Origin of the sequence: Agrobacterium vaccinii (genome assembly GCF_021310995.1) — a bacterium.
In the GTDB taxonomy this organism is placed as follows: Bacteria; Pseudomonadota; Alphaproteobacteria; order Rhizobiales; family Rhizobiaceae; genus Agrobacterium; species Agrobacterium vaccinii.
Genome location: NZ_CP054150.1, coordinates 1022044 through 1044859, shown reverse-complemented (window position 1 = coordinate 1044859; position 22816 = coordinate 1022044). Strand labels below are relative to the sequence as shown.

The window sequence follows — 22816 nt, the reverse complement described above, 5'->3', positions numbered from 1 at the left end:
TCATGGCGTTGATATCGGCACGTTCACATTTGATGCATCTGCGGTGGATGAGGCAGGGCTATCGAAGACAACACCGCTGAACAGCGTCGCCACACCATCGACATGGCGGTAACATTTTCCGATTTCGGTGATCTTTGCGAATCCGTCGCCCCGGCGCACGCGGTAAACCATCTCGAAGGCCTCGCCAGCCAGGACGGAATTCTTGATGCCTTCCGCGACATATAGCCGGTCGTCTTCGTGGATGATCGGCATCATGCGCTCTACCGGCAGACCGCCATCCAGTTCTTCTGGCGTAAAACCCATGATTTTGGCGAAGACCTCATCCGCCCAAAAGAGGTTTTGCTGGACATCCCAGACATAAAATCCACCGAGGTTCATTGCGACATAGCGCTGAATGGGTGTGTTATCAGGCATTCTCAATCCAGGGTTTACTCTAAACCGCGAAACCACCTTATGCGGTATCAGAGGACCGCACAATAAGGCAAAACTGTGTTTTCGCTCAAACAGAGTGATTGCAGAATGGTTCCACGCAGATAATTGATTTTTGTCAATTCCGCTGATCACGACCAAATGTCGTGCCAAAGCAAGCAGAAAGCCACAAACTGAAGTGTGCGGCGGACGGTACACTGCTTGGTGGAGATGGAGCGGGTAGCGGGAATCGAACCCGCGTATTCAGCTTGGAAGGCTGCTGCTCTACCATTGAGCTATACCCGCGGTGGTGGTTTCGATCCGTGCAGAATGGTGGAGGAAGTTGGATTTGAACCAACGTAGGCTGAGCCAACGGATTTACAGTCCGTCCCCTTTAACCACTCGGGCATTCCTCCAGTATTCTGCGAGGATCAAGCGACCAAGCTTCGTCAGATTTCCGGCCCGGCGTGTTGCCGTTTCGTCGTCTGTGGCCGCGTATATGACTGCCCTCGCCGCGTCTGTCAACACGATGTGTGTCGAAAAATCACGAAAAATTCGAACAGAGTCATAGGCCTGTGGATTACCGCAGCATCCCAGGTGAGAGAGCCTCAACTTTCAACATGACAGTCGGCGAAAAGGGAAAACGACGTGCAGCACTATGGAGAAAGGAAAGTGCGTCGGGCGTTTGAGGGTACTGGTGCGAAAGCGACGCCGGAGATATAAGGCCCCATGAGCAAAGACGATCCCAACGAAAAATCCACCCGCGACACTCACTATGCAACGCTGCGCCGCCAGGTGCGCGATGCCAAGAGAGAACGTGGCGAAATACCAACGCCAGCTTTCCAGAAGCGCAAGCCGAAAGGCGGCGAGGACTGGAAGGCACCGCAACTGGCGCCTGATCAGGTGCATCTTTATGGCCTGCACACGGTGCGCGCCGCCTTGGCAAACAAGGAACGGCAGATCGTCAAACTGTCCGTTACCTTGAACGCGCTGGCGCGTCTGGAAATCGGCACCGCGGAAGAACAGCCTTTCCCCGTCGAGATGGTTTCGCCGCAGGATATCGACAAGGTTCTGGGCCCCGACGCCATCCATCAGGGCGTGATGCTGGAAACGAAACCCCTGCCCGTTCGCAGGCTTTCCGCGCTGAAAGACAGCCCCCTCATTCTGGTGCTGGATCAGGTCACCGACCCGCACAATGTCGGCGCGGTCATGCGTTCCGCCGTTGCCTTCAACGCGGGCGCTTTGATCACCACCATGCGCCATAGCCCGACAGAATCAGGCGTGCTGGCCAAATCGGCCTCCGGTGCGCTGGAATTGATTCCCTATATCCAGATCACGAACCTCGCAGACGCACTGGGCGAACTTCACAAGCTGGGCTTCACCTCCATAGGTCTCGATTCGGAAGGCCCCGCGCCTCTTGAAGAAACGTTTCAAGGCGAGAAGATCGCTCTGGTGCTGGGAGCCGAAGGCAAGGGACTACGGCAGAAGACGCGCGAGACCGTTTCAGCGCTGGCACGACTCGATATGCCCGGCGAAATCAAATCGCTGAATGTCTCGAACGCCGCAGCCATCGCGCTTTACGCCACCCGCCAGTTTTTACCCAAAACCTGATTTTCTTTTCATCGCTGCATTTTCATAGGGAGCCACAATGCCAGAACAGATCAAGCCCACCGGTGAACTCACACTTCGCACGCTCGCGATGCCCGCAGATGCCAATCCGGCAGGCGATATTTTCGGCGGTTGGGTGATGTCTCAGATGGACTTGGCCAGCGGCATCAGGGCCGCTGAACGTGCCCGCTGTCGCGTGGTCACCGCGGCGGTAAAGGAAATGGCGTTCGAACTGCCGGTCAAAATCGGAGACACGCTCTCCATCTACACCGATATTTCCCGCGTCGGCCGCACCTCCATAACACTGACCGTGGAAGCATGGGCCCAGCGTTCGCGTTACGACGCTTTGGAAAAGGTCACGGCAGGCACCTTTATCATGGTGGCGATGGACGACGAAGGAAAGCCGAGGCCCATCATCAGCGCCTGATGGACACGAGCGCCGTGGCGATCTGCCATGGCGTTCGCACTCATACCTTCAGATAGGATGATGACCTGTCGAAGCTGAGGCCCGGAAATACGCCGTTGGTCAACGCTTCACTGCCGACATCGAACTGGCGATAGAGCATAGCGGCAGCCAGTTCCCGCACATCACCCGTGGGCATCAGGTCCCGGTCATCAAGCAGCTTGCCATCGCCAAGTCCGGGCCAATTGCCCAGCACCCGCCCGCCATCGATACCGCCACCGGCCAGAATGGCAGCGCCACCGGTGCCGTGGTCTGTGCCCTCCGTGCCGTTCTCACGGGCAGTGCGTCCAAATTCCGTCATCGCCAGCACGACGGTTTTCTTCCAGACATCCGGCCCCAGCGCATCCTTGAGCGTGGTCAGCGCAATCGTCAGGTCTTTGATCGTGCGGGCAAACTGGCCTTTTTGGCCCGCATGGGTATCCCATCCATCGACGGAAAAACTGGCGATTCGGTAATCCTCCCGCAGCAAACCACCGGCGAGCTTCGCGAAATCGCGAATGCCCTGCCCGCGCTTTTCATCCTGAAACAGTTGCTCGGCAGACATGTCCGTGCGCAACGCTTCCGCCAGCACACGGTTGAAATCCGCATCATTGGCGTAGAGCCGCTTGAAAAACGCGACGTCATCCGCGCCCATCGTCATGTTGGATGTCGAAGCCCAGACATCCGCGTCGTTCGGCCCGGAGAGAATCAGCTCCATGGACGTGTTGATATCGATTGCCTTTCGATCTTCGGATCGAGGAATGGCCGATAGCGCGCGATTGAGCCAGCCGGTTCGCTCACCATGCACGTGCTCTGCCCCGCTTTCCAGCATATCCTGGCCATCGAAATGGCTACGCTGGTCGCGGTAGGGCGTCGAAACGGCATGAATGAAGGCCAGCTCCTTCGCCTGCCAGAGCGGCATCAAGGCTTGGGCCGCCGGATTGAGGCCGAAATGACCGTCGAGATCGATCAGGCCAGTGTCCGGCGTCAGCGCCAAAGTGGGACGGAAGCCTGAAAACGCTGTGTCGCCATAGGGCTGAACCAGATCCAGCCCATCCATCGCTCCACGCAAAACGATGGTGACGAACCGGTTGTCGCCGGGCATGGCGGCGAAACTGACCGGTGAAAACATCGGCGCAGCAGCGGCGCAACAGGCGGTGGCCAGAAAACTGCGGCGACTGATAATCATATCCTGAGAGAAGGCCATTATCCTATCTCCTGTTGAATTCGGGCGAAGACAGCGCCAGCGTCATGCCGCTCACACGGTTGGGAGCCTGACTGACGACGCGGATCGTATCGTCACGCGCCATATCGGCCATGGCGACCTCCAGAAGCCGTTTCGGCTCCATATCACCGCCCAGTGACTGCGATGCTTTGCGGGCCCAGAAAATCCGCTCGCTCATCTGGCTGGGTGAAAGCCATGACGCCACACCCTCCTCGAACCCAGCGGGGCTTGGCGGTTGCCAAACAGGCTGGCCCATGCGCCGCAGCGAAGCGAGCGTCAGCGTCCGTGCAAGGCTTTGCTTGGCTTTAGGTGGTTGCATAAGCCCGGTCGCGGACTTGATGTCGGTGGCAGGTTTGTCCATCGTCATCTGGTCGCCATCTGCCTTCATGGCAGTTGCGGCCTCATCCTTCACCGCTGGCGGCATGCCGGTCGCGGACTGCGCGACATCATCGTCACCGGCTGGAGACATTCGGCTCTGCCAATTCTTTTGCGTTATGCCGAGGGCGCGCAGGCCCGACACAACGTAATCGAATGGGAGCTTCATTTTTCGCCCCGGCTCGGCCCACGCCCTGGGGTGGTTGAGCATAGCGGCATAGACTTTGACGAGGTGACCCTTGCTTGCCTTCCACTCATCCACCATTGCCGTCAGCACATCGGCTGGCACGTCATCGGCGATGAAATGCGCTGCCAGTTTGCGACAGACGTGAATGGCGGTTTCCGGTCGCGTCGCCAGATCGTCCAGCATATCGAGACAATCATCGGCAGTGCGCTTATTTCCGCCATAGGACACGCCCAGCACCTTGATCTGGCCGGGTTCTGCCATGCCGGGGCGGAACAGCATTTCATTGCGGTCATCCACCGTCATACCCGTCAGAACAAGTGCGGCTGAGCGCACATCCGTCTGCGTATAGCCGCTGCCTGCACCCATGGTGTGGAGTTCGAGCAATTCACGACCGAGATTTTCGTTCAAGCCACGCTTGTTTTTTTCGGCAGCGGCTGATTCCGGTCCCGCCGAGCGGTTCTGGTCCAGATAAATCAGCATTGCGGGGTGCAGAACCGCGGCCTGTAGAAGATCGCGAAATGTACCTGCCAGATGAGGACGGATCGCTTCGACTTCATAAAGAGGGGTTATCAGCCGCATCGGCACCGCCTTGCGGGCATTGACCGAAAAATGGTCCACCCAGAAAGACGAGAGGCGTTCGTGGAAGCCATAGGGCGAAAACACCGCCTGCATGACCCGCGCCAGACTGTCCCGCTGGAAGCTTTGCTCGGCCTTCTGCTGTATGATCTTGCGGCCATCACGATCCAGCTCGCCACCGTTGTTGCGTGCACTGGTCGCGATCAGTCTATCAGCGAGATCGTCTGAGCGCTGGCGCGCCTCGAATGCGCCGCCCACGGGAAAGAACGCCTCCTTCAGAGGCGCGTCGGCAAGCTGTACCAATAGATCATCTGCATTCCGGTCGAGTACCTGGCCGGGCGAGAGCCCGTAACCATAGCGGATCGCCGCCATCGTTGGAGAAAAAGGAGCCATTTCAGCCACTCCTGCCAACTTGAAGATGGCAATGAAAATCCTCGCCAAATCGGGCAAAAAAGTTGCCGGATCATGGCATTTTCCCGACATGGACAATTTGTAATTCGCCGGCAGCATGGGCCGGAAAGCCAGGAAAAGCGCACTCTGTCGCAGTGACAATGCGGAAAAACTGTGGCACGTCACGAAGCATGAGGTTCTTACGCAAGATCATGCAGGACAAAAGTTCGGCTGGCGCCATCGCCATGCTGGCTGTTCTGCTGTTTCTCCTGCAAGGCCTCGCCAATGGTGTAACCAACGGAAGCATGGCTGCCTTGGCACTGGAAGCGGATGGGATCATCTGTTCCAGTCATCTACCGGAAGGCATATCCGGCAAGCAGGACCCGGCGGGTAAACTGGCCAACAATTGCTGCGGCACGCTCTGCCGTCTGGCTTCTACATCTGCCGCTGCGCTACTGGTCACGCCAATCGAACTCATCGGCAACGATGCTCCAAAGGTTGAAATCACCTTCTTCGGCCATGCTGCCGCAAGCCCACCCCTGACGATAAATCGGGATTCGCAACCGCGCGGACCTCCCTCTCTCCCGCAAATATGAGAATCATCCGGCCACACGCCGTTGCGCCACCATGGCCAACGCGCTAGCAGCCGCAACCTCATCGTCTTGCGGAGACATCCCATGTCCGTGACAGCTTCTTCCGAAGCGGTGCGCGCACCTGCGCAATCCTCTTCCATCAATCTCTATCGCGCCGTCTGGCGCTGGCATTTTTATGCCGGTCTTTTCGTTTTGCCCTTTTTGGCTTCACTGGCCATCACCGGTGCACTGTATCTTTTCAAGGATGAGATCGACGGCGTTGTCCATGCTGATCTGAAACGTATCGAAGCGGTGCAGAATGCCGTACAAGCGAGTCCATCCACCATCATCGTATCGGCACTGGCTACCGTTCCCGGCACCGCCGTCAAATACACCACCCCCACCGACCCCGGCGCTTCAACGGAGATCACCGTTAATACGGCGGAGGGCAAGCGGGCCGTTTACGTCAACACCTATACAGGCGAAACTCTGGGTTCCCTGCCGGATCGCGGCACCGTCATGTGGACCATCCGTTACATCCATAGCCTCAAATATTTCGGAACCTTCGCCCGTTATTTCATCGAGATCGCTGCTGGCTGGTCCATCCTCCTCGTGGCAACGGGCATCTATCTCTGGTGGCCACGCAAGCAGACGGGCGGCGTCATCACCGTGCGCGGCACGCCAAAAAAGCGCGTGTTCTGGCGCGACACCCATGCCGTAACCGGCATATTCGTCGGGATATTCATTGTCTTCCTCGCCATCACCGGCATGCCATGGTCCGGCGTGTGGGGCGCCAAGGTCAATGAATGGGCCAATGGCAGCAATTTCGGATATCCGGCGGGTGTGCGTACCGATGTGCCCATGTCCGGGCAGCATCTGAACGACGTGGCCAAAACGTCATGGTCGCTCGAGCAAGCGCAGATACCGCAGTCCAGCACCCATGATCACGGCCAGCATATGGATATGGGCGATGCCATGCCGCCAATGGACGGCGATCCGATTCAACAGCCTATCGACATCGACACCGCCGTCGTCCGCTTCAATGAACTCGGTCTCCAGCCCGGCTACACCGTGGCCTTGCCGACGACACCCACCGGCGTCTATAGCGGCTCTGTCTACCCCGATGATCTGTCGAAACAGCGCGTCGTCCATCTCGATCAATATAGCGGCGAACCGCTGATCGATATGAGCTATGCCGATTACGGCCCGCTTGGCAAAGGTCTGGAATGGGGCATCAACGTCCATATGGGCCAGCAATATGGCTTGGCCAACCAGATTATCCTCGCCCTCGCCTGTCTCGGCATCATTCTCCTCGCGGTCTCCGGCGGCATCATGTGGTGGAAACGCCGCCCGAAGGGTTCTCTCGGCGTACCGCCACTGCCACAGGAAAAACGCGTGCTGCGTGGGTTGATCGCCCTGCTCGCCATTGGCGGCGTGATCTTTCCGTTGGTCGGCGTGAGTTTGCTGGTGATGCTGGTGCTTGATTTGATTGTGCAGAGAGTGAGTAAGCAGAGAGCAGTTTGAAAACGGAAGCCGGGAGCGATCCCGGCACCTTGCCTTCACAGGTCGAGACGGCATCCCCCCTCAGAGCCGGATGGCCGTCTCCTCTTTTGCTGTTCTGATGACGATCATCGTGAAGAAGCGCGCGACATTCGTCTGATCGCGGAAAAGCCTGTCGCAGAGGGCATCGAACTCCTCCATATCGCGCAAGCGCAACATCAGAACGACGTCCGTTTCACCAGTCACCGCATAGGCTTGTGAAACGGCCTCCTCTTTAGACGCGATGTCCAGAAAGCGGCGCATATGCTGCTCGCCATGCAACTTCAGCTCCACCGTAACGAGCGCCTTTATACCGCGCCCGGATTTGGCGGGATTGAGGATCGCGACGATGCGATCGATCACGCCCGATTTACGCAGCCGCTGCATGCGGCGCAGGCAACTGGAAGGTGACAATCCTACCTCATCGGCCATATCGATATTCGTGCGCGAAGCATCACGCTGCATCAAATTCAGAAGTTTGCGATCGATACCGTCCATAGAGACAAAATATCCGAGTGGTTCGAATTTGCAATAAAATTGCAAGAGAATGCAATCTTTGACCATAAATTCGAAACGGCTCGCGCTAGCAGATGGAGACCGACGAAGAGGAGTCCTCCATGAAGTTTTTGATGACGTTCCTGCAAAATACACGCGACACACTTGCGATTTATTGGGTGCTTATTCGGATCACGATTCCTATTGCGATCATCACGGAAATTCTGTCACGCATGGGTGCGATCGAAGCGGTGTCGCCAGCGTTTGCGCCGGTCATGAACCTGATCGGCTTACCTTCCGAGTTGGGCTTGGCATGGCTGACCGCCATGCTCGTCGGGATATGGGGCGCTGTCCCGCTCATTTTCACGCTCGTTTCGGCGTCATCGCTGAGTGTTGCTGATGTCACGGTATTCTCGGCGCTCATTCTGTTTGCGCATGGCCTGCCGATCGAGCAAAAGATCATTCAGCAAGCCGGTCCTGGCTTCACCACCACAACGACACTGCGTATCGCGGGTGGTTTGCTCTACGCGTTTCTTCTGCATCATCTCTTGCAGGCCACCGGCTGGTTGTCCGACCCCGTCAATCCAACGTGGATACCGATGAGCGCGACGCCCGACTGGGCCGCGTACTTTCGTGGTCTCCTGGAGACGATGATCTCCATGCTCGTCATTCTCTTCGCCCTGTCGTGGAGCCTCGAAATCCTCAAAGCGATAGGACTGATGAAGGTGATGATGACAGCTCTGGCACCCGTATTGCGTCTTGCTGGCATCAAGGGTGAAGCAAGCCATCTCACGGCCATCGGCTTGTTTCTGGGCATTTCCTACGGCGCAGGCCTGCTCATCCGCCAAGCCAGATCCGGCGCGATATCCCCGCGCCAAATCTTTCTATCCTGCATCTTTATGGGGTTTGCGCACAGCGTGATCGAGGACACACTTCTTATGGTCTCGCTCGGTGCCGATATCTACAGCATTCTCATCGGACGTGTCGTATTTGCCGTGGTCGCGACGGCAGCGATTGCCGCTCTGCTCTACAGGCTGTCGGATAGAACATTTTTCACACGCATCTTTAAATTGCAAGCGAGAGAGGCGTAATGCGGATAAAGGATAGTTGGGCGGGGAAAATCCCGGCTCTTTCAGACGTCATCCAAGCCGTAAACTCAAGCATCATTCCACTCGATAGGACTTGCACACCCGCCCCTCCGGCGTGCGATACGTCCGAAACCCCATCGCCTCGTAATAGGCCTGCCCCAGCGGATTATCCGCACCGATGCTCGCGTCAATGTTTTCGACCCCCGCAGCTTTTGCAGCCGCTAATGTCGCGAGAAACAGGGCTGAACCAACGCCTTGGCGGGCAGCGTTCGGGCTGACATGGGTTCCGATGATGCCCCAGCCCTGCTCGACACCATAGGGATTGCCAGCCGCCGTCGCCAATCTCAGCGACTGGAATCCGAGAATACGGCCCTCATCATCGACAGCCACCGTGCACTGGATACGGTCCTCCGGCGTGAGATAGTTGGCCAGTACAGTCGCGACATCCGTGGGCATCTTGCGCAGGCCTGCCGCAAAGATTTCGTTTTGCACGGCGGCCATGCCCTCGGCATCGTCTAACTCTGCGGAACGCACGATCATCTTCTATCCAATCACAAGAACAGTCAGCTTTTCAAATCACACAGCTTGAGGAACTGACTCAATTCATTCTTCATGTCTTCGAACTTGAAAAATGCGGAATGCCCATTCTCGCTGGCAAACTCAAGGTAGCCTTTTGCATCGCCTATCGCTTTCAGATGCTTCGCTGCAACCGCGCCCTCGAAGCCGAGATACTCTGCGACACGCGTGTACTTTCTCTTGTCCGTCGTCTGGCCGTACATCATCGTCACGTTTTGCGGCTGCGTCTGATCGCGGCCTACGCCGAAATCGACACCGATGGCGAACCCGTTTGGCTTTTCTTCTGGCACGCACATAAACATGACCATAGTCTCACGACCGTCCCATGACGTGGCCTGCTGCGCGATACCGTTGGCGACCCTGCCACCGCTGCTGAACTTCGGCATCAGCGATGTCACGCCGGTTTCCCTGTTCTGCCGCTTGGATTGCTCAGAACCATTATCCGACGAGAAGTTCAGTGTTAATTCGCGCCAGTCTTCGTAGCTATCCGCGAATTCCGCTAGATCAAACGGCGCACAGCGCAGAACGGCGCGCCGCGCCGCTTCTGCATAGACTGCGAACGAGGGGTCCTCTGAATGATTGGCGACTACGACGGACTTCACCGATCCGTCCCGTTCAAGCTGAGCATTCAAAATCGGTAGGACCACCGGCGGTTCAGCCGCCACGGTCCAGCAGGACGCGATTTGCGGAGCAAGCGCGGCAGAAACGCGCGGATCTGGTTCTTTGGCCTGCGACTGGCCTCCAAGAAACGCCATCAGGAAGGCAGCGGAAATTACTGCGGTCCGATTGGAATTCATAACAACGCCCTGCTTAAGACTTGAAGAGGAACGAAGCCCCGAACGCAATCAGCGCAAATCCGATCACATGGTTGATCGTCAGGCTTTCCTTCAGCCAGAATACCGAAAACAGCGCAAACACGGTGAGCGTGATGACTTCCTGCATCGTCTTCAACTGTGCCGTCGAATAGACCTCGGAGCCCATACGGTTGGCTGGCACGGCAAGGCAATATTCGAAGAAAGCGATACCCCAACTCGTCAGGATGGCCAGATACAACAGGCTGCCCTTGTGCTTGAGGTGGCCGTACCAGGCGAAGGTCATGAAAACATTCGAGGCAATCAGCATGACGACCGGCCAGATGTGCGCAGGGGTTATGGAAAAAGGCATGACGGACCTTTGAAAATGGGAGCGAATGTTGGTGCAAGAGGGAACCTGTTCCGGCTTGCGACGCATTGCTTAACGCAGGACGCAGCAAACAGGAACAGGATTTTGACGCGCCCTTTACCGGGTGGTGAGGGCGCGTGAAGAACGCAAAACTTTCCAACTGGTTCCGGCGCGCTCAACGTTTCCTGTTTGTACTCATATTTTAGACCCCGCCCCTTCACTTTCAACTGGACTCTCTCCATATTCCGACCATGGCCAGATCACCGAAAAAACCTTCCGACAAAACCTACCGCTCCGATGGCTTCGCAGAAATGCCGCAAGCCCCATTTGAAGGCGCGCCACTCCCCGGCAGCGTTTCCGATTGGGTGAAGCAGCTGGAGGCCGAGGCGGAAGCGTCTTCGGTGGAGACCCAGCGCGAGGTCGCGTCGAAAGCGGGCAAGCACCGCAAGAAGATCGAGATCGAGGCGCGCAAACAAGCCATCGAGGAAGCCGAGAAGGCCAAGAGCAGCGGCAGTGTCAACAAGAAGGCCACCGCGCAGAAGACCTCGCGTGGCGTGTCCATCGGTGCGTCGAACGATCCGAAAACCCGCGCCGCCGCCGGTCTCAATCCGGTCGCGGGCATGGATGTCAGCCTCGAGGACGCCGAAAACCTCGCCACCGGCGCGGTCACCGCCACCGTCGAGGCGCTCTCTGCGCTAATTGAAAGCGGCAATCCGCTGTTCAAGGACGGCAAGATGTGGACGCCGCACCGCCCTGCCCGTCCGCCCAAATCCGAAGGCGGCATCACCATCCGCATGGCCTCGGATTTCGAACCGGCGGGCGATCAGCCCACCGCGATCAAGGATTTGGTCGAGGGCATCAATTCCGGCGAACGCTCACAGGTGCTGCTCGGCGTCACCGGCTCGGGCAAGACCTTCACCATGGCCAAGGTCATCGAGGCCACCCAGCGCCCCGCCGTCATCCTTGCGCCCAACAAGACGCTGGCGGCGCAGCTTTATTCGGAGTTCAAGAACTTCTTCCCCGACAATGCGGTGGAATATTTCGTCTCCTATTACGATTATTACCAGCCGGAAGCCTATGTGCCGCGCTCGGATACCTTCATCGAGAAGGAATCCTCGATCAACGAACAGATCGACCGCATGCGCCACTCCGCTACCCGCTCGCTGCTGGAACGGGATGATTGCATCATCGTCGCCTCGGTGTCGTGCATTTACGGTATCGGCTCGGTGGAAACCTACACCGCCATGACCTTCCAGATGGCGATTGGCGACAGGCTGGACCAGCGCCAGCTGCTGGCCGATCTCGTGGCCCAGCAATATAAACGCCGCGATATGGATTTCCAGCGCGGTTCCTTCCGCGTGCGCGGCGATACCATCGAAATCTTCCCCGCCCACTTGGAAGATGCCGCATGGCGCATCTCCATGTTTGGAGACGAGATCGACTCGATCACCGAATTCGATCCCCTCACCGGCCAGAAAACCGGCGATCTGCAATCGGTCAAGATTTACGCCAACTCGCACTATGTCACCCCTCGCCCTACGCTGAATGGTGCCATCCGCTCCATCAAGGAAGAGCTGAAAGGCCGTCTGGCCGAGCTGGAAAAGGCCGGACGCCTGCTGGAAGCTCAGCGGCTGGAGCAGCGCACCCGCTACGATATCGAAATGCTGGAGGCCACCGGCTCCTGCGCTGGCATCGAGAACTATTCGCGCTATCTCACCGGCCGCAGCCCAGGCGAACCGCCGCCGACCCTGTTCGAATATATCCCCGACAACGCCCTGCTGTTCATCGATGAGAGCCACGTCTCCGTCAGCCAGATCGGCGGCATGTACCGGGGCGACTTCAGGCGCAAGGCGACGCTGGCCGAATATGGCTTCCGCCTGCCCTCCTGCATGGACAACCGCCCGCTGCGCTTTGAGGAATGGGATGCCATGCGCCCGCCGACGGTCGCAGTGTCGGCCACCCCCGGCAATTGGGAAATGGAACAGTCCGGCGGCGTCTTTGCCGAACAGGTCATCCGTCCCACGGGCCTCATCGATCCGCCGGTCGAAATCCGCTCCGCCCGCAGCCAGGTGGATGACGTGCTGGGCGAAATTCGCGAGACGGCGCAGGCTGGATATCGCACCCTCGTCACCGTGCTGACCAAGCGCATGGCCGAAGACCTCACCGAATATCTGCATGAACAGGGCGTGCGCGTGCGCTACATGCACTCGGATATCGACACGCTGGAACGCATCGAAATCATTCGCGACCTACGCCTCGGCGCGTTCGACGTTCTCGTCGGTATCAACCTTCTGCGCGAAGGTCTCGACATTCCCGAATGCGGCTTCGTCGCCATTCTCGATGCGGATAAGGAAGGCTTCCTGCGCTCGGAAACCTCGCTCATCCAGACCATCGGTCGTGCGGCGCGTAACGTCGATGGCAAGGTCATTCTCTATGCGGATAACATCACCGGCTCCATGAAGCGGGCGATGGAAGAAACCAGCCGCCGCCGCGAAAAGCAGGTGGCCTACAACACCGAACACGGCATCACGCCTGAGTCCGTCAAGGCCCGCATCTCGGATATTCTCGACAGCGTTTACGAGCGCGACCACGTCCGCGCCGATATATCGGGCGCATCCGGAAAGGGCTTTGCGGATGGCGGCCACATGGTCGGCAACAATCTTCAGGCCCACCTCAACGCGCTGGAAAAGTCCATGCGCGACGCCGCCGCCGATCTCGACTTCGAAAAAGCCGCCCGCCTCCGCGACGAAATCAAACGCCTCAAAGCCGCCGAACTCGCCGCCATGGACGACCCGATTGCGAAGGAAGAGGCGAAGTCGCTGGAGAGTGGCGGCAAGAAGGGCACAAAGAAGGATCCTTCGAGGCTCCGCCCTTCGGGCTCCGCGCCTCAGGATGAGGACCGTGGTGCCGGTAGTCTTTATGGTGAAGACGGCGCAACAATGAGCCCTCATGGTGAGGAGGCCCAAGGGGCCGTCTCGAACCACGAGGGCGGCACCTCCAAATCCCTCTTCGCCAAACCCACCCTCGACAACATGGGCCCCGGCACCGACACCGCAAAACCCCTGTTCCGCAAAAACAGCCTCGACGAGATGACCGTCGGCCGCACGGAAAAACCCGTCAAGGGAGCAACCCCGGCCAAGCCGAAGAGCGAAGACGGCAAACGCTTCGCTCCTCTTCTGGAAGGCCAGCCGGAGCGCCGCAGCTCTTCCTCTCCCCTTGTGGGGGAGGATAGTCCGCGCCGCGCTGCGAAGCCGAGTGGATCGGCGGACTTGGTAAGGGGTTCTGACGACCCCCGCCCCATCACGCGTGGCAAGGTCGGCGTCGGCTCCTATGAAGACCCCGGCGAGCAGAAGCGCAAGGGCCGAACCAAGGGCAAAACCGGAAGACCGGGGCGGTAACATTACCGCTCCGCTTCAGACCCCTCCGTAAAGCTATTCCATCACATCCAGCGCAAAAGAGTGCACCGTTTCCTCTGCATCCCGTTGCGGATGATGCGCGAACGGTCCGGCTCGACGACCCGCCCCAATCGGAACCTCACGCAAAAAAGTGCGTTGAGAAACCATTGCAACCGGCAGAGGGAGCCAGGAAAAAATGCGCGTAAAGATCATCGCAACATCTCTTCTGGCGTTCGTCTTGATGGCTGGCGGCAGCGTCGCCGGTACTCTTGCCGATGCCACCTTCCATAGCAAAGCCTTGAACGCCGATCTGCCCGTCAACATCTACCGCCCGGATGGCGATCCGCCGGACAATGGCTGGCCAGTGATCTACCTGCTGCACGGCCATGACGGCGACCAGAACAGCTGGCGCGATCTCGGCAATATCGAAAAAACACTGGATGGTATGATTGCGTCAGGCGCGATCCGCCCCGTGGTCGTCGTCATGCCGGGCGTGAAGAACAGTTGGTATGTGGATTCCGCCGATGTCGGCGGTCCCGGCAATTACGAGACAGCGCTGACCGGCGATCTGCGGGTGCATGTGGAAAAGACGCTGCCCGTGCGCAAGGACAGGCAGGGTCGCGCCATCATTGGCCTCTCCATGGGCGGTTTCGGCGCACTGCATCTGGCCTATGCGCATGAAGACCTGTACGCCGCGGTCGCCAGCCTCTCAGGCGCAATCTGGCAAAACGTACCCGCCACCGATCTCGACAAGACGCCTGCCGAGCTGAAGCTCATCCAGGACAGTGCCTTCTTCCACCGCATCGACCGCACCACCATCACCAGCGGCATCGTGCTTCCCTCCACCGGCGATCACTTCTCCGGCTCCTTCGGCACACCCTTCGACGCCCGACGCTTCAACGAGCAAAACATCTTCACGACAGTCGCCCAGCACGTCGTCAAAAAACAGGACCTCCCCGCCACCTACCTTACCGTCGGCGACGACGACGGCTTCTCCCTATGGCGCGGCGCCATCGCCCTCCACGAAACCCTGCAAGCCGACAACCGCAAATCCGAACTGCGGATTACGGATGGGGATCATGTCTGGGATGTATGGAAGGTGTCGATTATTGATGCGTTGAAGTTTGTGGATGGGGAGTGGGAATGATCTTTTAGTCGCGTAGCGATGACAGACGATTGAACGACACAACCAACGCATTTCAAGCTCATATATTTTTATTGTGAGCCCTTATCTCAAAGATGGTTTGAAAAAATCGACATTCTTTGTAGCAAGAGTTCCTTGAGGTAACCCAAAAAAATCCTCCAGCAAGCTAGGCCTTATTTTCATATCATCTACTATAGTTTCCGGAATTTTAACGTTTTTTTCGATTAGAAGATTGACCGCCATCCTAAGTAATTTTGGCTTTTCTAAAGGAATAACACGGGGATCATCCATCGGCTCTTTAACCCGCCATTTTCTATAAGAAATTTGCTTCCGCAAATTCAACGTCTGGTCATCGTTAAATATTCCGAGCAAATGACAACGATATATCATAGCTTGTATAGATACTTTCCACCGCGCTTTCAAAGAAATAAAGCTATCAAGCCTTGGGGAGTAAATCTCATTAGAAAATGTGCTTTCAGGAAGCAGAAAAGCGCCAGCAAACCAATTCGCCTCCCTCTCTATAACCTTTAACCTGTCCTTATCTTCTATTTCACTCTGCTTGACACCTCTGTGCAAAACAAGATGGCCAAGTTCATGAGCAAGATCAAAACGAGACCTTACACCCCCATCTTTCTCCGAAGCGATAAATACAAAAGGCCTATCACCATTCCAAAAAGAGAATGCCTCAACGTTTTCACCTGCCAGCTCATATCTGCAAGTCACAATTCCTTTGCTCTCCATAAGCGCAAGGACATTAGATAGTGGCCCCAAGCCTAGACCCCAAATTCCTCGAAGCTGATCAGCAATCGCATTAACCTCTTCAAAAGAATATTGGCCTGCACCGCTCAGAGGACTGAAATGAGGTACATTGACAGCAGGGAAATTTACAAATTCGCTCAGATACTTAGCGGATTGTGCAAACCATTCACCTAGAACGGCGCAAGCCTCATTTCTGCGCGCGGTGTCAGCGCCAAACTTTCTGTAAAATTTAGGACCATTACCACCAAAGCTAGGATTACTTTCGGCCAGAAAGTAAGCGACAGGTTGCTGTAATACGCCAACAATGCGCCCAAACGTGCTAGGATCTGGATACTTATCATCAGCCTCAAAAGCAGAAATGGCCTGACGGCTTACCTCGACCAGCTTCGCAAGCTCGGCTTGATTAAGCCGCATTACTTTTCGTGCATCACGAATTTTTTCACCAATCAAAAGCCGCCCGGCTTGTTGGAACCGAGCGGCGCTAGGAAAAGCGATAACATTAGTATCATCCATGATCTTTTCGCCATTTATCGATTTCATCCTTCAGAGACAGAATCGAATCGTAGTCTGTATCTTCAACAGGAACTTCTTGCTCAGGGATTGCGTGAGGCATTCGCATCAAATTTCCGCTACGATAATGAAAGCCGTTCTCATGCTCGCCTTTCGGCAACGCCAAGTGCGCAAAGTCAAGTGTTTTATGACCATGCATTAACAGAATATGCGGAAGACCTCTCAACTCGACTTCAGGCGGAGCCAAACCTGCCAACCAGGTTTGGCTTTGCAGACGCATATTCTCGCGAAACCTAACATCACGAGGTTGCTTCTTGGGATTATTCACCTGTGAAATGGTGACACAGGAATGTGTCGGCCTAATTTCCAAATAGCGACCAGTCGGCTTTTCAAAGTGACGCCAAGCATATTCGAAATTCCATTGACCCGTCGTAATCAATCGTACGAAAGCAAAATCTACGCACCACTGAATAATTCGACCATGATTGTCTTCAGCACTAGGAACTGAAAAAACAGGTTCGTTCGCGATTATCACTTTCGCCGTTTGGTAAGCGGTCTTCAAAGTCGTCGGGATCAACGACTGACAAGTTGCGGAAATCTGATCTCTCACAAACGCTTCTGCGTGATTCACTTTTTAAATCCCCTTTAACCATTGCAACTGAATACGAAAAATCTACTGTTTTGTCAACCAAAACCGAAAATACTGAAGCTCCAATATCACTTGTTTGCACTAATTACATATCGGAACCAAACCCACCCCAACCCGTTCTTCCCCCGGACACCGTGTCCGATACTGAAAAGGGAAGAAACATTATGAAAAACAAGGTTTTCGCACTGGCTGCTGCTGCGGTTCTGACATCTTCTGTTGCGTTTGCGCAGACAGCGACGACGGCTCCTGCGGCTGCACCGGCTGCTGGTGCTGATGCGGCGCTTTCGGGTCCTGGGATTACCATGGGCACCAAGGCAAATGGCCCTTTGAAGTTCGTCAATGTGCAGAAGACCGACCTCACCGCTTCGCAGCTGGATGGCATGGACATCTACAATGCGAAGAACGAGGAAATTGGTGAGATCGAAGACGTCGTGATCGGCGATGGAAAGTCTGTCATCGGTCTGGTCGCCAGCGTTGGCGGCTTCCTCGGCATCGACAAGAGCTACGTCGTTCTCGACCCTGCCTCCGTCGCCATCAACAACGAAAATGGCACGTGGAAGGCTTACGTAGACACGACCAAGGAAGCGCTCGAAGCTGCGCCGAAGTTGGACTACGACAAGCTGGACGACTAATCACGTAAGATAGGCGGTCATATTCCGCCGGTCTTCAAGCCCACCGGCAGTTGGTTCACTCCAATCGTCGGTGGGCTTCTTTGTTTGAGGCGATAACCCTCCCGGATTTGCCCTCGAGGGTTTAATACATACACTCCTGCCGTCATTCCGGCCCTAGAGCGTTTCCACGTCTTTCTGAATCGGGTTTGATTCCCAAATCAGTTCTGATGTGATTCACTGATGTTGGCTGGATGGAGGCCAGCATCTGATGACCGCACCGATATCAAATGATCTTCGTGAACGTGTTGTCGCAGCCGTGTCGAGCGGCGAAAGCGTCCGTGCCGTTGCAGCGCGCTTTGATGTGGCCGCGTCTTCGGTGGTGAAATGGTCTCAGCGCCATCGTGCGACCGGATCGGTTCGTCCAGGCAAGATGGGTGGTTACCGCAAGCGCATCCTGGAGCCACATCGCAGCTTCATTGCCGAACGGCTCGCTCAGAATCCACACCTGACACTGCATGGACTGAAGGCCGAACTTGCCTTGCGAGGCATCGCCGTCTCCCACAATACGATTTGGAAATTCATCCGCAGCGAGGGGCTGCGCTTTAAAAAAAACGCTGTTCGCCCTTGAACAGGCGCGTGCCGATGTCGCCCGTAGAAGAGAGCGATGGAAGACCTTACAGCATCACCTCGATCCTGAACGGCTGGTCTTCATTGATGAGACCTGGATCAAGACCAACATGACACCCATCAGGGGCTGGGGACCCAAAGGCAAGCGACTGCGTGCGTTTGCGCCGCATGGGCACTGGCGTACGCTGACATTCCTCGGTGCATTGAGAAAGGATCGGTTGGCAGCACCTTGTGTCTTCGACGGACCGATCAACGGTCAGTGCTTTCGTGCCTATGTCGAACAGCAGTTGGTTCCGGTTCTCAAGCCAGGCGACATCGTCGTCATGGACAATCTTGGCAGCCACAAATCCGCGGCAGTCCGTCAGGCGATCACGGCTGCCGGTGCTCGGCTATGGTTCCTGCCACCCTACTCGCCGGACCTCAATCCAATCGAACAGGCCTTCTCGAAGATAAAGCACTGGATGCGCCACGCACAGAAGCGCAGCATCGAAGATACCTGGCGGCATATTGGCGGGCTGGTCGAAACGATCCGACCCGACGAATGCGCAAACTACATCAGAAATGCAGGATATGGTTCCGTCAAAAGGTGAAGCGCTCTAAGCCGAAATCCAGTCAGCCCAATGGCTTGGGCTGAAAGAACGTTCTCGACGGGCAGCCGCGCGTCGGTTGGACCCGCAGCAAGTGCGGGGTGACGGAGTGGATGTATTTGCGCCAAACCACCCTCCCGTTCTAACCGGACAATGGTGGCGCGAGGCGAAGATGAGAGGGATGGACGCCCAGCCCTTACCCGCCGAACTTGCCGCTACGCGGAAAACCCTTCGGTACGGTGCGGCCTGCGGTGGCGCGGTCGGCCATCCATTCCAGCAGCTCGTCGCCCACCTTGGAGAAGGAGCGCCCGGCGCTGTCTTCCCATGTCAGGCCGGCTGCCAGCGCAAAGCACTTCACGTCCGAGATGCCGCCATCCTTGTAGCGTTGCAGGCGCACGCCCTTGCCGCGCGACATTTCCGGCACTTGCGAGAGCGGGAACGTCAGCATCTTGCGGTTTTCGCCAACGACGGCGACATGGTCGCCCGTCACAGGCACGACCAGCTTCATTTCATCTGGCATGGCAACGTTCATGATCTGCTTGCCCTTGCGGGTATTGGCCACCATTTCCGTTTCCGCCACCACGAAGCCGTTTCCGCCGGTGGAGACGAGCAGCAGCTTGCGCGATGGATCATGGACGAAGGCGGTCAGAATGTCCTGATCGTTCTCCATATCCACCATGATGCGCACCGGCTCGCCATGGCCACGCCCGCCCGGCAGCTTGTCTGCGCCCAGTGTGTAGGCCTTGCCGCCGGTGGTCACCAGCAGCAGCTTGTCCGTGGTCTGGGCTGGGAATGTCAGTTTCGGGCCATCACCTTCCTTGAAGGTCAGCGCCGAAGTATCGGTCATGTGTCCCTTCAGCGCTCTGATCCAGCCCTTCTGAGAGATGACGATCGTGACAGGTTCCTTCTCGATCATCGACTGCTGGATGGCATCCATATCGGCAGTCGGTGCCATGGCGAACAGGGTGCGACGTGCGCCGAGCTTCGTCACCTTGGCGTATTTCTTTTTGACCTCTTCGATTTCCCAGGCAACCGTCTTCCACTGCTTGTCCGGCGATGCCAGCAGCGACTCGATCTCGGCCTTTTCGCTGCTCAAGCCTTCGAATTCCGTGCGGATTTCGAATTCTTCCAGCTTGCGCAGAGAGCGCAGGCGCATGTTGAGAATGGCTTCGGCCTGGACATCGGTGAGGTTGAAGCGGGCCACCATGACCGGCTTCGGCTCATCTTCCTCGCGGATGATGGCGATGATCTCATCAATGTTGAGATAGGCGATGAGGAAGCCGCCAAGAATTTCCAGGCGGCGGTCGATAGCAGCCAGACGGAATCGCGAGCGGCGCAGCAGCACGTCACGACGGTGGTCCAGCCACTCTTTCAACACCTCGTTCAGCGCCATGACCTTGGGCACACGGCCCATGGACAGAACGTTCATGTTGAGCGGAATGCGGTTTTCCAGATCGGACAGGCGGAAAAGCGATTCCATCAGCAACGTGGCGTCGACGGTGCGGTTCTTCGGCACCAGCACCACGCGCACGTCTTCTGCGGATTCATCGCGCACGTCTTCCAGCAACGGCAGGCGCCGCGCCAGCAGAAGCTCGGCAATCTTTTCGATCAGCCGAGATTTCTGAACCTGATAGGGAATTTCGGTGATGACGATCTGGTAGCCGCCGCGGCCGAGGTCTTCGATTTCCCACTTCGCCCGCACGCGGAAACCACCACGACCGGTCTTGTAGGCTTCGATGATGCTCTCGCGGCTCTCAATGATGATGCCGCCCGTGGGCAGGTCCGGCCCCTCGATGCCGCCCTTTTCCGGGTGGGCGGGATCGAACATCAGGTCCTCGACGCTCGACTCCGGGTTCTTGATCAACCGAAGTGCCGCATCGCACAGCTCATGGGCGTTGTGCGGCGGAATGGACGTTGCCATACCAACCGCGATGCCGGAGGAACCGTTGGCGAGAAGGTTGGGAAACGCGCCGGGCATGACGACAGGCTCGTCGTCTTCCTCGTTATAGGTGGGGCGAAAATCGACCGCGTCCTGCTCGATACCCTCAAGCAAAAGCGCCGCGACATCGGTCATGCGCGCTTCGGTGTAACGATAGGCGGCGGCGCCATCGCCATCAATGTTGCCGAAGTTGCCCTGCCCGTCCACGATCGGGTAGCGCTGGGAAAAGTCCTGCGCCAGGCGCACCAGCGCATCATAGACCGACTGGTCGCCATGCGGGTGGAACTTACCGATAACGTCACCGACGATACGGGCGCATTTCTTGAACGCCGAATTTGGGCGGATGCCCATCTCGCTCATGGCGTGAATGATGCGGCGATGCACCGGCTTCAGGCCATCGCGAACATCCGGCAGCGCACGGTGCATGATGGTCGACAGCGCATAGGCCAGATAGCGCTCTTCGAGCGCGGCCTTGAGGTCGATCGGGAGTACGTTGTCGTCGTCTCCGCCGGACGGAGGAACAATATTTTTTGCCATTGCGCTTGACTAGCCGAAATGCCGATTCCCGGCAAGGAATCGCGCCTTTTCCGCTGTGGATGAAAGGCCGCAATCGTATATTTTTCGTTAATCTTGTTTTTATGCCGCAATTCGGCCACCCGTTAGAAAGTACGAATGCAGTGGACCTAGGCTATGCCTCGGATATAAATGCATGATTCCAGATATTGGTCGTCAATTTAAAGACATGTGAGGAAAGAATAGGATGAGACTTCAAACCACCCGGCATTTTCTGTTCGCCAGCGCCGCCGTCGTTGCATTCGCGTCGCCCGCTTTCGCGCTTGACGGTGCAGATGTCCTCAAGAAGATCAATGCTGCCTATGCCGCACAGGGCGGCGAGATTGCTGCAAAGTCCGTCGCGGTCAATGGTTCGACTGTCACTCTCTCCGGCGTTACCTTCGGTGCCTATGGCAACAAGGAACAGACCTTCCCCGTCGGTGACGTGACGCTCGAAGGCGTGGAAGAAGACAATGGCGGCTACAACATCGACAAGATGAGCTTCCAGAACATTGATTACGCTCATGAAAACGTCGCTGTGAACGTCTCCGACCTCTACATGTCCGGTATCGTCGTTCCCGCTGACACGGCGGCAGGCAACGTTGATTCGCTGCTGTTTTACGATGAAGCACACAGCGGCCCGGCGACAGTGAAGATCGATGGCAAGGAAGTCGCCTCCTTCGAAGAATCCACCGCCACCATGACCCGTAGCGAAGACAAGGGCACCATCAGCTTCGATGTGAACGCCAGCGGCTTCAAGGCAGACTTGGCCACTGTGCCGGACCCCAAGAGCAAGGAAGCGCTCGAAAAGCTCAACATGCAGACGCTCGCTGGTGAACTGTCCATCAGCGGTTCGTGGGAAGTTGCACCAGGCACCTTCAACATCGAGGAATACTCCATCGACCTGAAAGATGTCGGCCGTCTCAACATGGCGTTCAGCTTCTCGGGCTACACGCTGAAGTTCATCAAGTCCATGCAGGACGCCATCAAGGCTCAGGCTGCCAATCCCAATAAGGAACAGGCTGATCAGGCCGCTGGCCTTGCCATGCTTGGCCTCATGCAGCAGCTGACCTTCAACAGCGCCGAAATCAGCTTCGATGATGCTGGCGTAACGAAGCGTGGCATTGATTATGCGGCATCCGAACAGGGCACGACGGCAGATCAGCTTTCGCAGATGATCAAGGGCATGGTGCCTATGATGATGGCGCAGCTGAACGTGCCGGAACTGCAGAACGCCGTGTCTGAAGCCGTCAACACCTATGTCGACGACCCAAAGAACTTCACCATCTCTGCTGCACCGGCAAAGCCTGTGCCATTCCCGATGATCATGGGCGCGGCCATGGGTGCACCGAACACCATTCCACAGGTGCTTGGCGTGACGGTTACGGCCAACGATTGATC

The 22816-nt window shown here is 57.0% G+C and carries 20 protein-coding genes and 2 tRNA genes; 10 read left to right on the top strand and 12 right to left on the bottom strand.

The window, feature by feature from the left end; all coding sequences use genetic code 11:
- From HRR99_RS05280 to HRR99_RS05270, 3 genes are all read right to left on the bottom strand, one after another.
- Window positions 1-414, bottom strand: a complete 414-nt coding sequence (locus HRR99_RS05280; RefSeq protein ID WP_112499229.1) for a PAS domain-containing protein — start codon at window positions 412-414, stop codon at window positions 1-3.
- A 226-nt stretch (window positions 415-640) separates the two neighbouring features.
- Window positions 641-714, bottom strand: a tRNA-Gly gene (locus HRR99_RS05275).
- A 25-nt stretch (window positions 715-739) separates the two neighbouring features.
- Window positions 740-824: transfer RNA gene (locus tag HRR99_RS05270), tRNA-Tyr, on the bottom strand.
- 313 nt (window positions 825-1137) lie between these two features.
- On the opposite strand from HRR99_RS05270, the gene HRR99_RS05265 reads away from it, so the two are divergent.
- Both HRR99_RS05265 and HRR99_RS05260 read left to right on the top strand, forming a co-directional pair.
- Window positions 1138-2019: a TrmH family RNA methyltransferase gene (locus tag HRR99_RS05265; protein WP_233123037.1), complete on the top strand. Its 882-nt coding sequence runs from the start codon at window positions 1138-1140 to the stop codon at window positions 2017-2019.
- Between the two features lie 37 nt (window positions 2020-2056).
- The gene (locus HRR99_RS05260) at window positions 2057-2443 is read left to right on the top strand and encodes an acyl-CoA thioesterase (RefSeq protein WP_111839663.1); all 387 of its coding nucleotides are present in this window, start codon (window positions 2057-2059) and stop codon (window positions 2441-2443) included.
- A gap of 40 nt (window positions 2444-2483) precedes the next feature.
- Here HRR99_RS05260 and HRR99_RS05255 read toward each other — a convergent pair whose 3' ends face one another.
- Both HRR99_RS05255 and HRR99_RS05250 read right to left on the bottom strand, forming a co-directional pair.
- Window positions 2484-3665 (bottom strand): DUF1501 domain-containing protein, encoded by a 1182-nt coding sequence (locus HRR99_RS05255; RefSeq protein ID WP_233123036.1) that lies wholly within the window; start codon window positions 3663-3665, stop codon window positions 2484-2486.
- A gap of 4 nt (window positions 3666-3669) precedes the next feature.
- A complete protein-coding gene (locus HRR99_RS05250) occupies window positions 3670-5214 on the bottom strand; it encodes a DUF1800 domain-containing protein (protein ID WP_233123035.1) in 1545 nt (514 codons plus the stop codon).
- Window positions 5215-5423: 209 nt separating this feature from the next.
- Here HRR99_RS05250 and HRR99_RS05245 point away from each other — a divergent pair, with 209 nt between their 5' ends.
- Both HRR99_RS05245 and HRR99_RS05240 read left to right on the top strand, forming a co-directional pair.
- Window positions 5424-5807 carry a DUF2946 domain-containing protein gene (locus tag HRR99_RS05245; protein WP_422387293.1) on the top strand — a complete coding sequence of 128 codons (384 nt, stop codon included), beginning with the start codon at window positions 5424-5426 and terminating at the stop codon, window positions 5805-5807.
- An 81-nt stretch (window positions 5808-5888) separates the two neighbouring features.
- Entirely contained in the window at window positions 5889-7307 is a 1419-nt protein-coding gene (locus HRR99_RS05240) for a PepSY-associated TM helix domain-containing protein (RefSeq protein ID WP_233123033.1), read from the top strand.
- Window positions 7308-7367: 60 nt separating this feature from the next.
- Here the strand turns inward: HRR99_RS05240 and HRR99_RS05235 are convergent, their stop codons facing one another.
- A complete protein-coding gene (locus tag HRR99_RS05235; protein ID WP_111839667.1) occupies window positions 7368-7820 on the bottom strand; it encodes an Lrp/AsnC family transcriptional regulator in 453 nt (150 codons plus the stop codon).
- 119 nt (window positions 7821-7939) lie between these two features.
- On the opposite strand from HRR99_RS05235, the gene HRR99_RS05230 reads away from it, so the two are divergent.
- The gene (locus HRR99_RS05230; protein WP_233123032.1) at window positions 7940-8908 is read left to right on the top strand and encodes a nucleoside recognition domain-containing protein; all 969 of its coding nucleotides are present in this window, start codon (window positions 7940-7942) and stop codon (window positions 8906-8908) included.
- Between the two features lie 72 nt (window positions 8909-8980).
- Here HRR99_RS05230 and HRR99_RS05225 read toward each other — a convergent pair whose 3' ends face one another.
- The 3 genes from HRR99_RS05225 to HRR99_RS05215 are packed head-to-tail and all read right to left on the bottom strand — an operon-like array spanning window position 8981 to window position 10645.
- On the bottom strand, window positions 8981-9445 hold the full coding sequence (locus tag HRR99_RS05225) for a GNAT family N-acetyltransferase (protein ID WP_233123031.1): 465 nt from the start codon (window positions 9443-9445) through the stop codon (window positions 8981-8983).
- 23 nt (window positions 9446-9468) lie between these two features.
- Window positions 9469-10278 (bottom strand): cell envelope integrity TolA family protein, encoded by an 810-nt coding sequence (locus HRR99_RS05220; protein WP_233123030.1) that lies wholly within the window; start codon window positions 10276-10278, stop codon window positions 9469-9471.
- Window positions 10279-10291: 13 nt separating this feature from the next.
- Complete coding sequence (locus HRR99_RS05215; protein WP_233123029.1) at window positions 10292-10645, bottom strand: DMT family protein; 354 nt, start codon at window positions 10643-10645, stop codon at window positions 10292-10294.
- A 248-nt stretch (window positions 10646-10893) separates the two neighbouring features.
- On the opposite strand from HRR99_RS05215, the gene uvrB reads away from it, so the two are divergent.
- Both uvrB and HRR99_RS05205 read left to right on the top strand, forming a co-directional pair.
- Entirely contained in the window at window positions 10894-14040 is a 3147-nt protein-coding gene (gene uvrB / locus HRR99_RS05210) for an excinuclease ABC subunit UvrB (RefSeq protein ID WP_233123028.1), read from the top strand.
- Window positions 14041-14233: 193 nt separating this feature from the next.
- On the top strand, window positions 14234-15184 hold the full coding sequence (locus tag HRR99_RS05205; protein WP_233123027.1) for an alpha/beta hydrolase: 951 nt from the start codon (window positions 14234-14236) through the stop codon (window positions 15182-15184).
- An 81-nt stretch (window positions 15185-15265) separates the two neighbouring features.
- Here the strand turns inward: HRR99_RS05205 and HRR99_RS05200 are convergent, their stop codons facing one another.
- Both HRR99_RS05200 and HRR99_RS05195 read right to left on the bottom strand, forming a co-directional pair.
- Window positions 15266-16453: a helix-turn-helix domain-containing protein gene (locus HRR99_RS05200; RefSeq protein ID WP_233123026.1), complete on the bottom strand. Its 1188-nt coding sequence runs from the start codon at window positions 16451-16453 to the stop codon at window positions 15266-15268.
- Window positions 16446-17081, bottom strand: coding sequence for a hypothetical protein (locus HRR99_RS05195; protein ID WP_233123025.1), 636 nt, complete (start codon window positions 17079-17081; stop codon window positions 16446-16448). Before HRR99_RS05195 ends, HRR99_RS05200 begins: the two co-directional genes overlap by 8 nt.
- Window positions 17082-17263: 182 nt before the next feature.
- Here HRR99_RS05195 and HRR99_RS05190 point away from each other — a divergent pair, with 182 nt between their 5' ends.
- Window positions 17264-17731: a PRC-barrel domain-containing protein gene (locus HRR99_RS05190; protein WP_233123024.1), complete on the top strand. Its 468-nt coding sequence runs from the start codon at window positions 17264-17266 to the stop codon at window positions 17729-17731.
- Between the two features lie 247 nt (window positions 17732-17978).
- A protein-coding gene (locus tag HRR99_RS05185) for an IS630 family transposase (protein WP_233121255.1) occupies window positions 17979-18927 on the top strand; the annotation gives its coding sequence in 2 pieces (ribosomal slippage) (window positions 17979-18314 and window positions 18316-18927; 948 coding nt in all).
- Window positions 18928-19120: 193 nt separating this feature from the next.
- Here HRR99_RS05185 and parC read toward each other — a convergent pair.
- Window positions 19121-21400, bottom strand: a complete 2280-nt coding sequence (parC, locus tag HRR99_RS05180) for a DNA topoisomerase IV subunit A (RefSeq protein WP_233123023.1) — start codon at window positions 21398-21400, stop codon at window positions 19121-19123.
- 223 nt (window positions 21401-21623) lie between these two features.
- Between parC and HRR99_RS05175 the strand changes: the two genes are divergently transcribed.
- Window positions 21624-22814, top strand: coding sequence for a hypothetical protein (locus HRR99_RS05175; protein WP_111839674.1), 1191 nt, complete (start codon window positions 21624-21626; stop codon window positions 22812-22814).
- Window positions 22815-22816 lie beyond the last annotated feature (2 nt).

Bases quoted from the DNA above. Each gene is read 5' to 3' on its own strand.
- HRR99_RS05280 (WP_112499229.1), bottom strand. From the start codon at position 414: ATGCCTGATAACACACCCATTCAGCGCTATGTCGCAATGAACCTCGGT.
- HRR99_RS05265 (WP_233123037.1), top strand. From the start codon at position 1,138: ATGAGCAAAGACGATCCCAACGAAAAATCCACCCGCGACACTCACTAT.
- HRR99_RS05260 (WP_111839663.1), top strand. From the start codon at position 2,057: ATGCCAGAACAGATCAAGCCCACCGGTGAACTCACACTTCGCACGCTC.
- HRR99_RS05255 (WP_233123036.1), bottom strand. From the start codon at position 3,665: ATGGCCTTCTCTCAGGATATGATTATCAGTCGCCGCAGTTTTCTGGCC.
- HRR99_RS05250 (WP_233123035.1), bottom strand. From the start codon at position 5,214: ATGGCTCCTTTTTCTCCAACGATGGCGGCGATCCGCTATGGTTACGGG.
- HRR99_RS05245 (WP_422387293.1), top strand. From the start codon at position 5,424: ATGCAGGACAAAAGTTCGGCTGGCGCCATCGCCATGCTGGCTGTTCTG.
- HRR99_RS05240 (WP_233123033.1), top strand. From the start codon at position 5,889: ATGTCCGTGACAGCTTCTTCCGAAGCGGTGCGCGCACCTGCGCAATCC.
- HRR99_RS05235 (WP_111839667.1), bottom strand. From the start codon at position 7,820: ATGGACGGTATCGATCGCAAACTTCTGAATTTGATGCAGCGTGATGCT.
- HRR99_RS05230 (WP_233123032.1), top strand. From the start codon at position 7,940: ATGAAGTTTTTGATGACGTTCCTGCAAAATACACGCGACACACTTGCG.
- HRR99_RS05225 (WP_233123031.1), bottom strand. From the start codon at position 9,445: ATGATCGTGCGTTCCGCAGAGTTAGACGATGCCGAGGGCATGGCCGCC.
- HRR99_RS05220 (WP_233123030.1), bottom strand. From the start codon at position 10,278: ATGAATTCCAATCGGACCGCAGTAATTTCCGCTGCCTTCCTGATGGCG.
- HRR99_RS05215 (WP_233123029.1), bottom strand. From the start codon at position 10,645: ATGCCTTTTTCCATAACCCCTGCGCACATCTGGCCGGTCGTCATGCTG.
- uvrB (WP_233123028.1), top strand. From the start codon at position 10,894: ATGGCCAGATCACCGAAAAAACCTTCCGACAAAACCTACCGCTCCGAT.
- HRR99_RS05205 (WP_233123027.1), top strand. From the start codon at position 14,234: ATGCGCGTAAAGATCATCGCAACATCTCTTCTGGCGTTCGTCTTGATG.
- HRR99_RS05200 (WP_233123026.1), bottom strand. From the start codon at position 16,453: ATGGATGATACTAATGTTATCGCTTTTCCTAGCGCCGCTCGGTTCCAA.
- HRR99_RS05190 (WP_233123024.1), top strand. From the start codon at position 17,264: ATGAAAAACAAGGTTTTCGCACTGGCTGCTGCTGCGGTTCTGACATCT.
- parC (WP_233123023.1), bottom strand. From the start codon at position 21,400: ATGGCAAAAAATATTGTTCCTCCGTCCGGCGGAGACGACGACAACGTA.
- HRR99_RS05175 (WP_111839674.1), top strand. From the start codon at position 21,624: ATGAGACTTCAAACCACCCGGCATTTTCTGTTCGCCAGCGCCGCCGTC.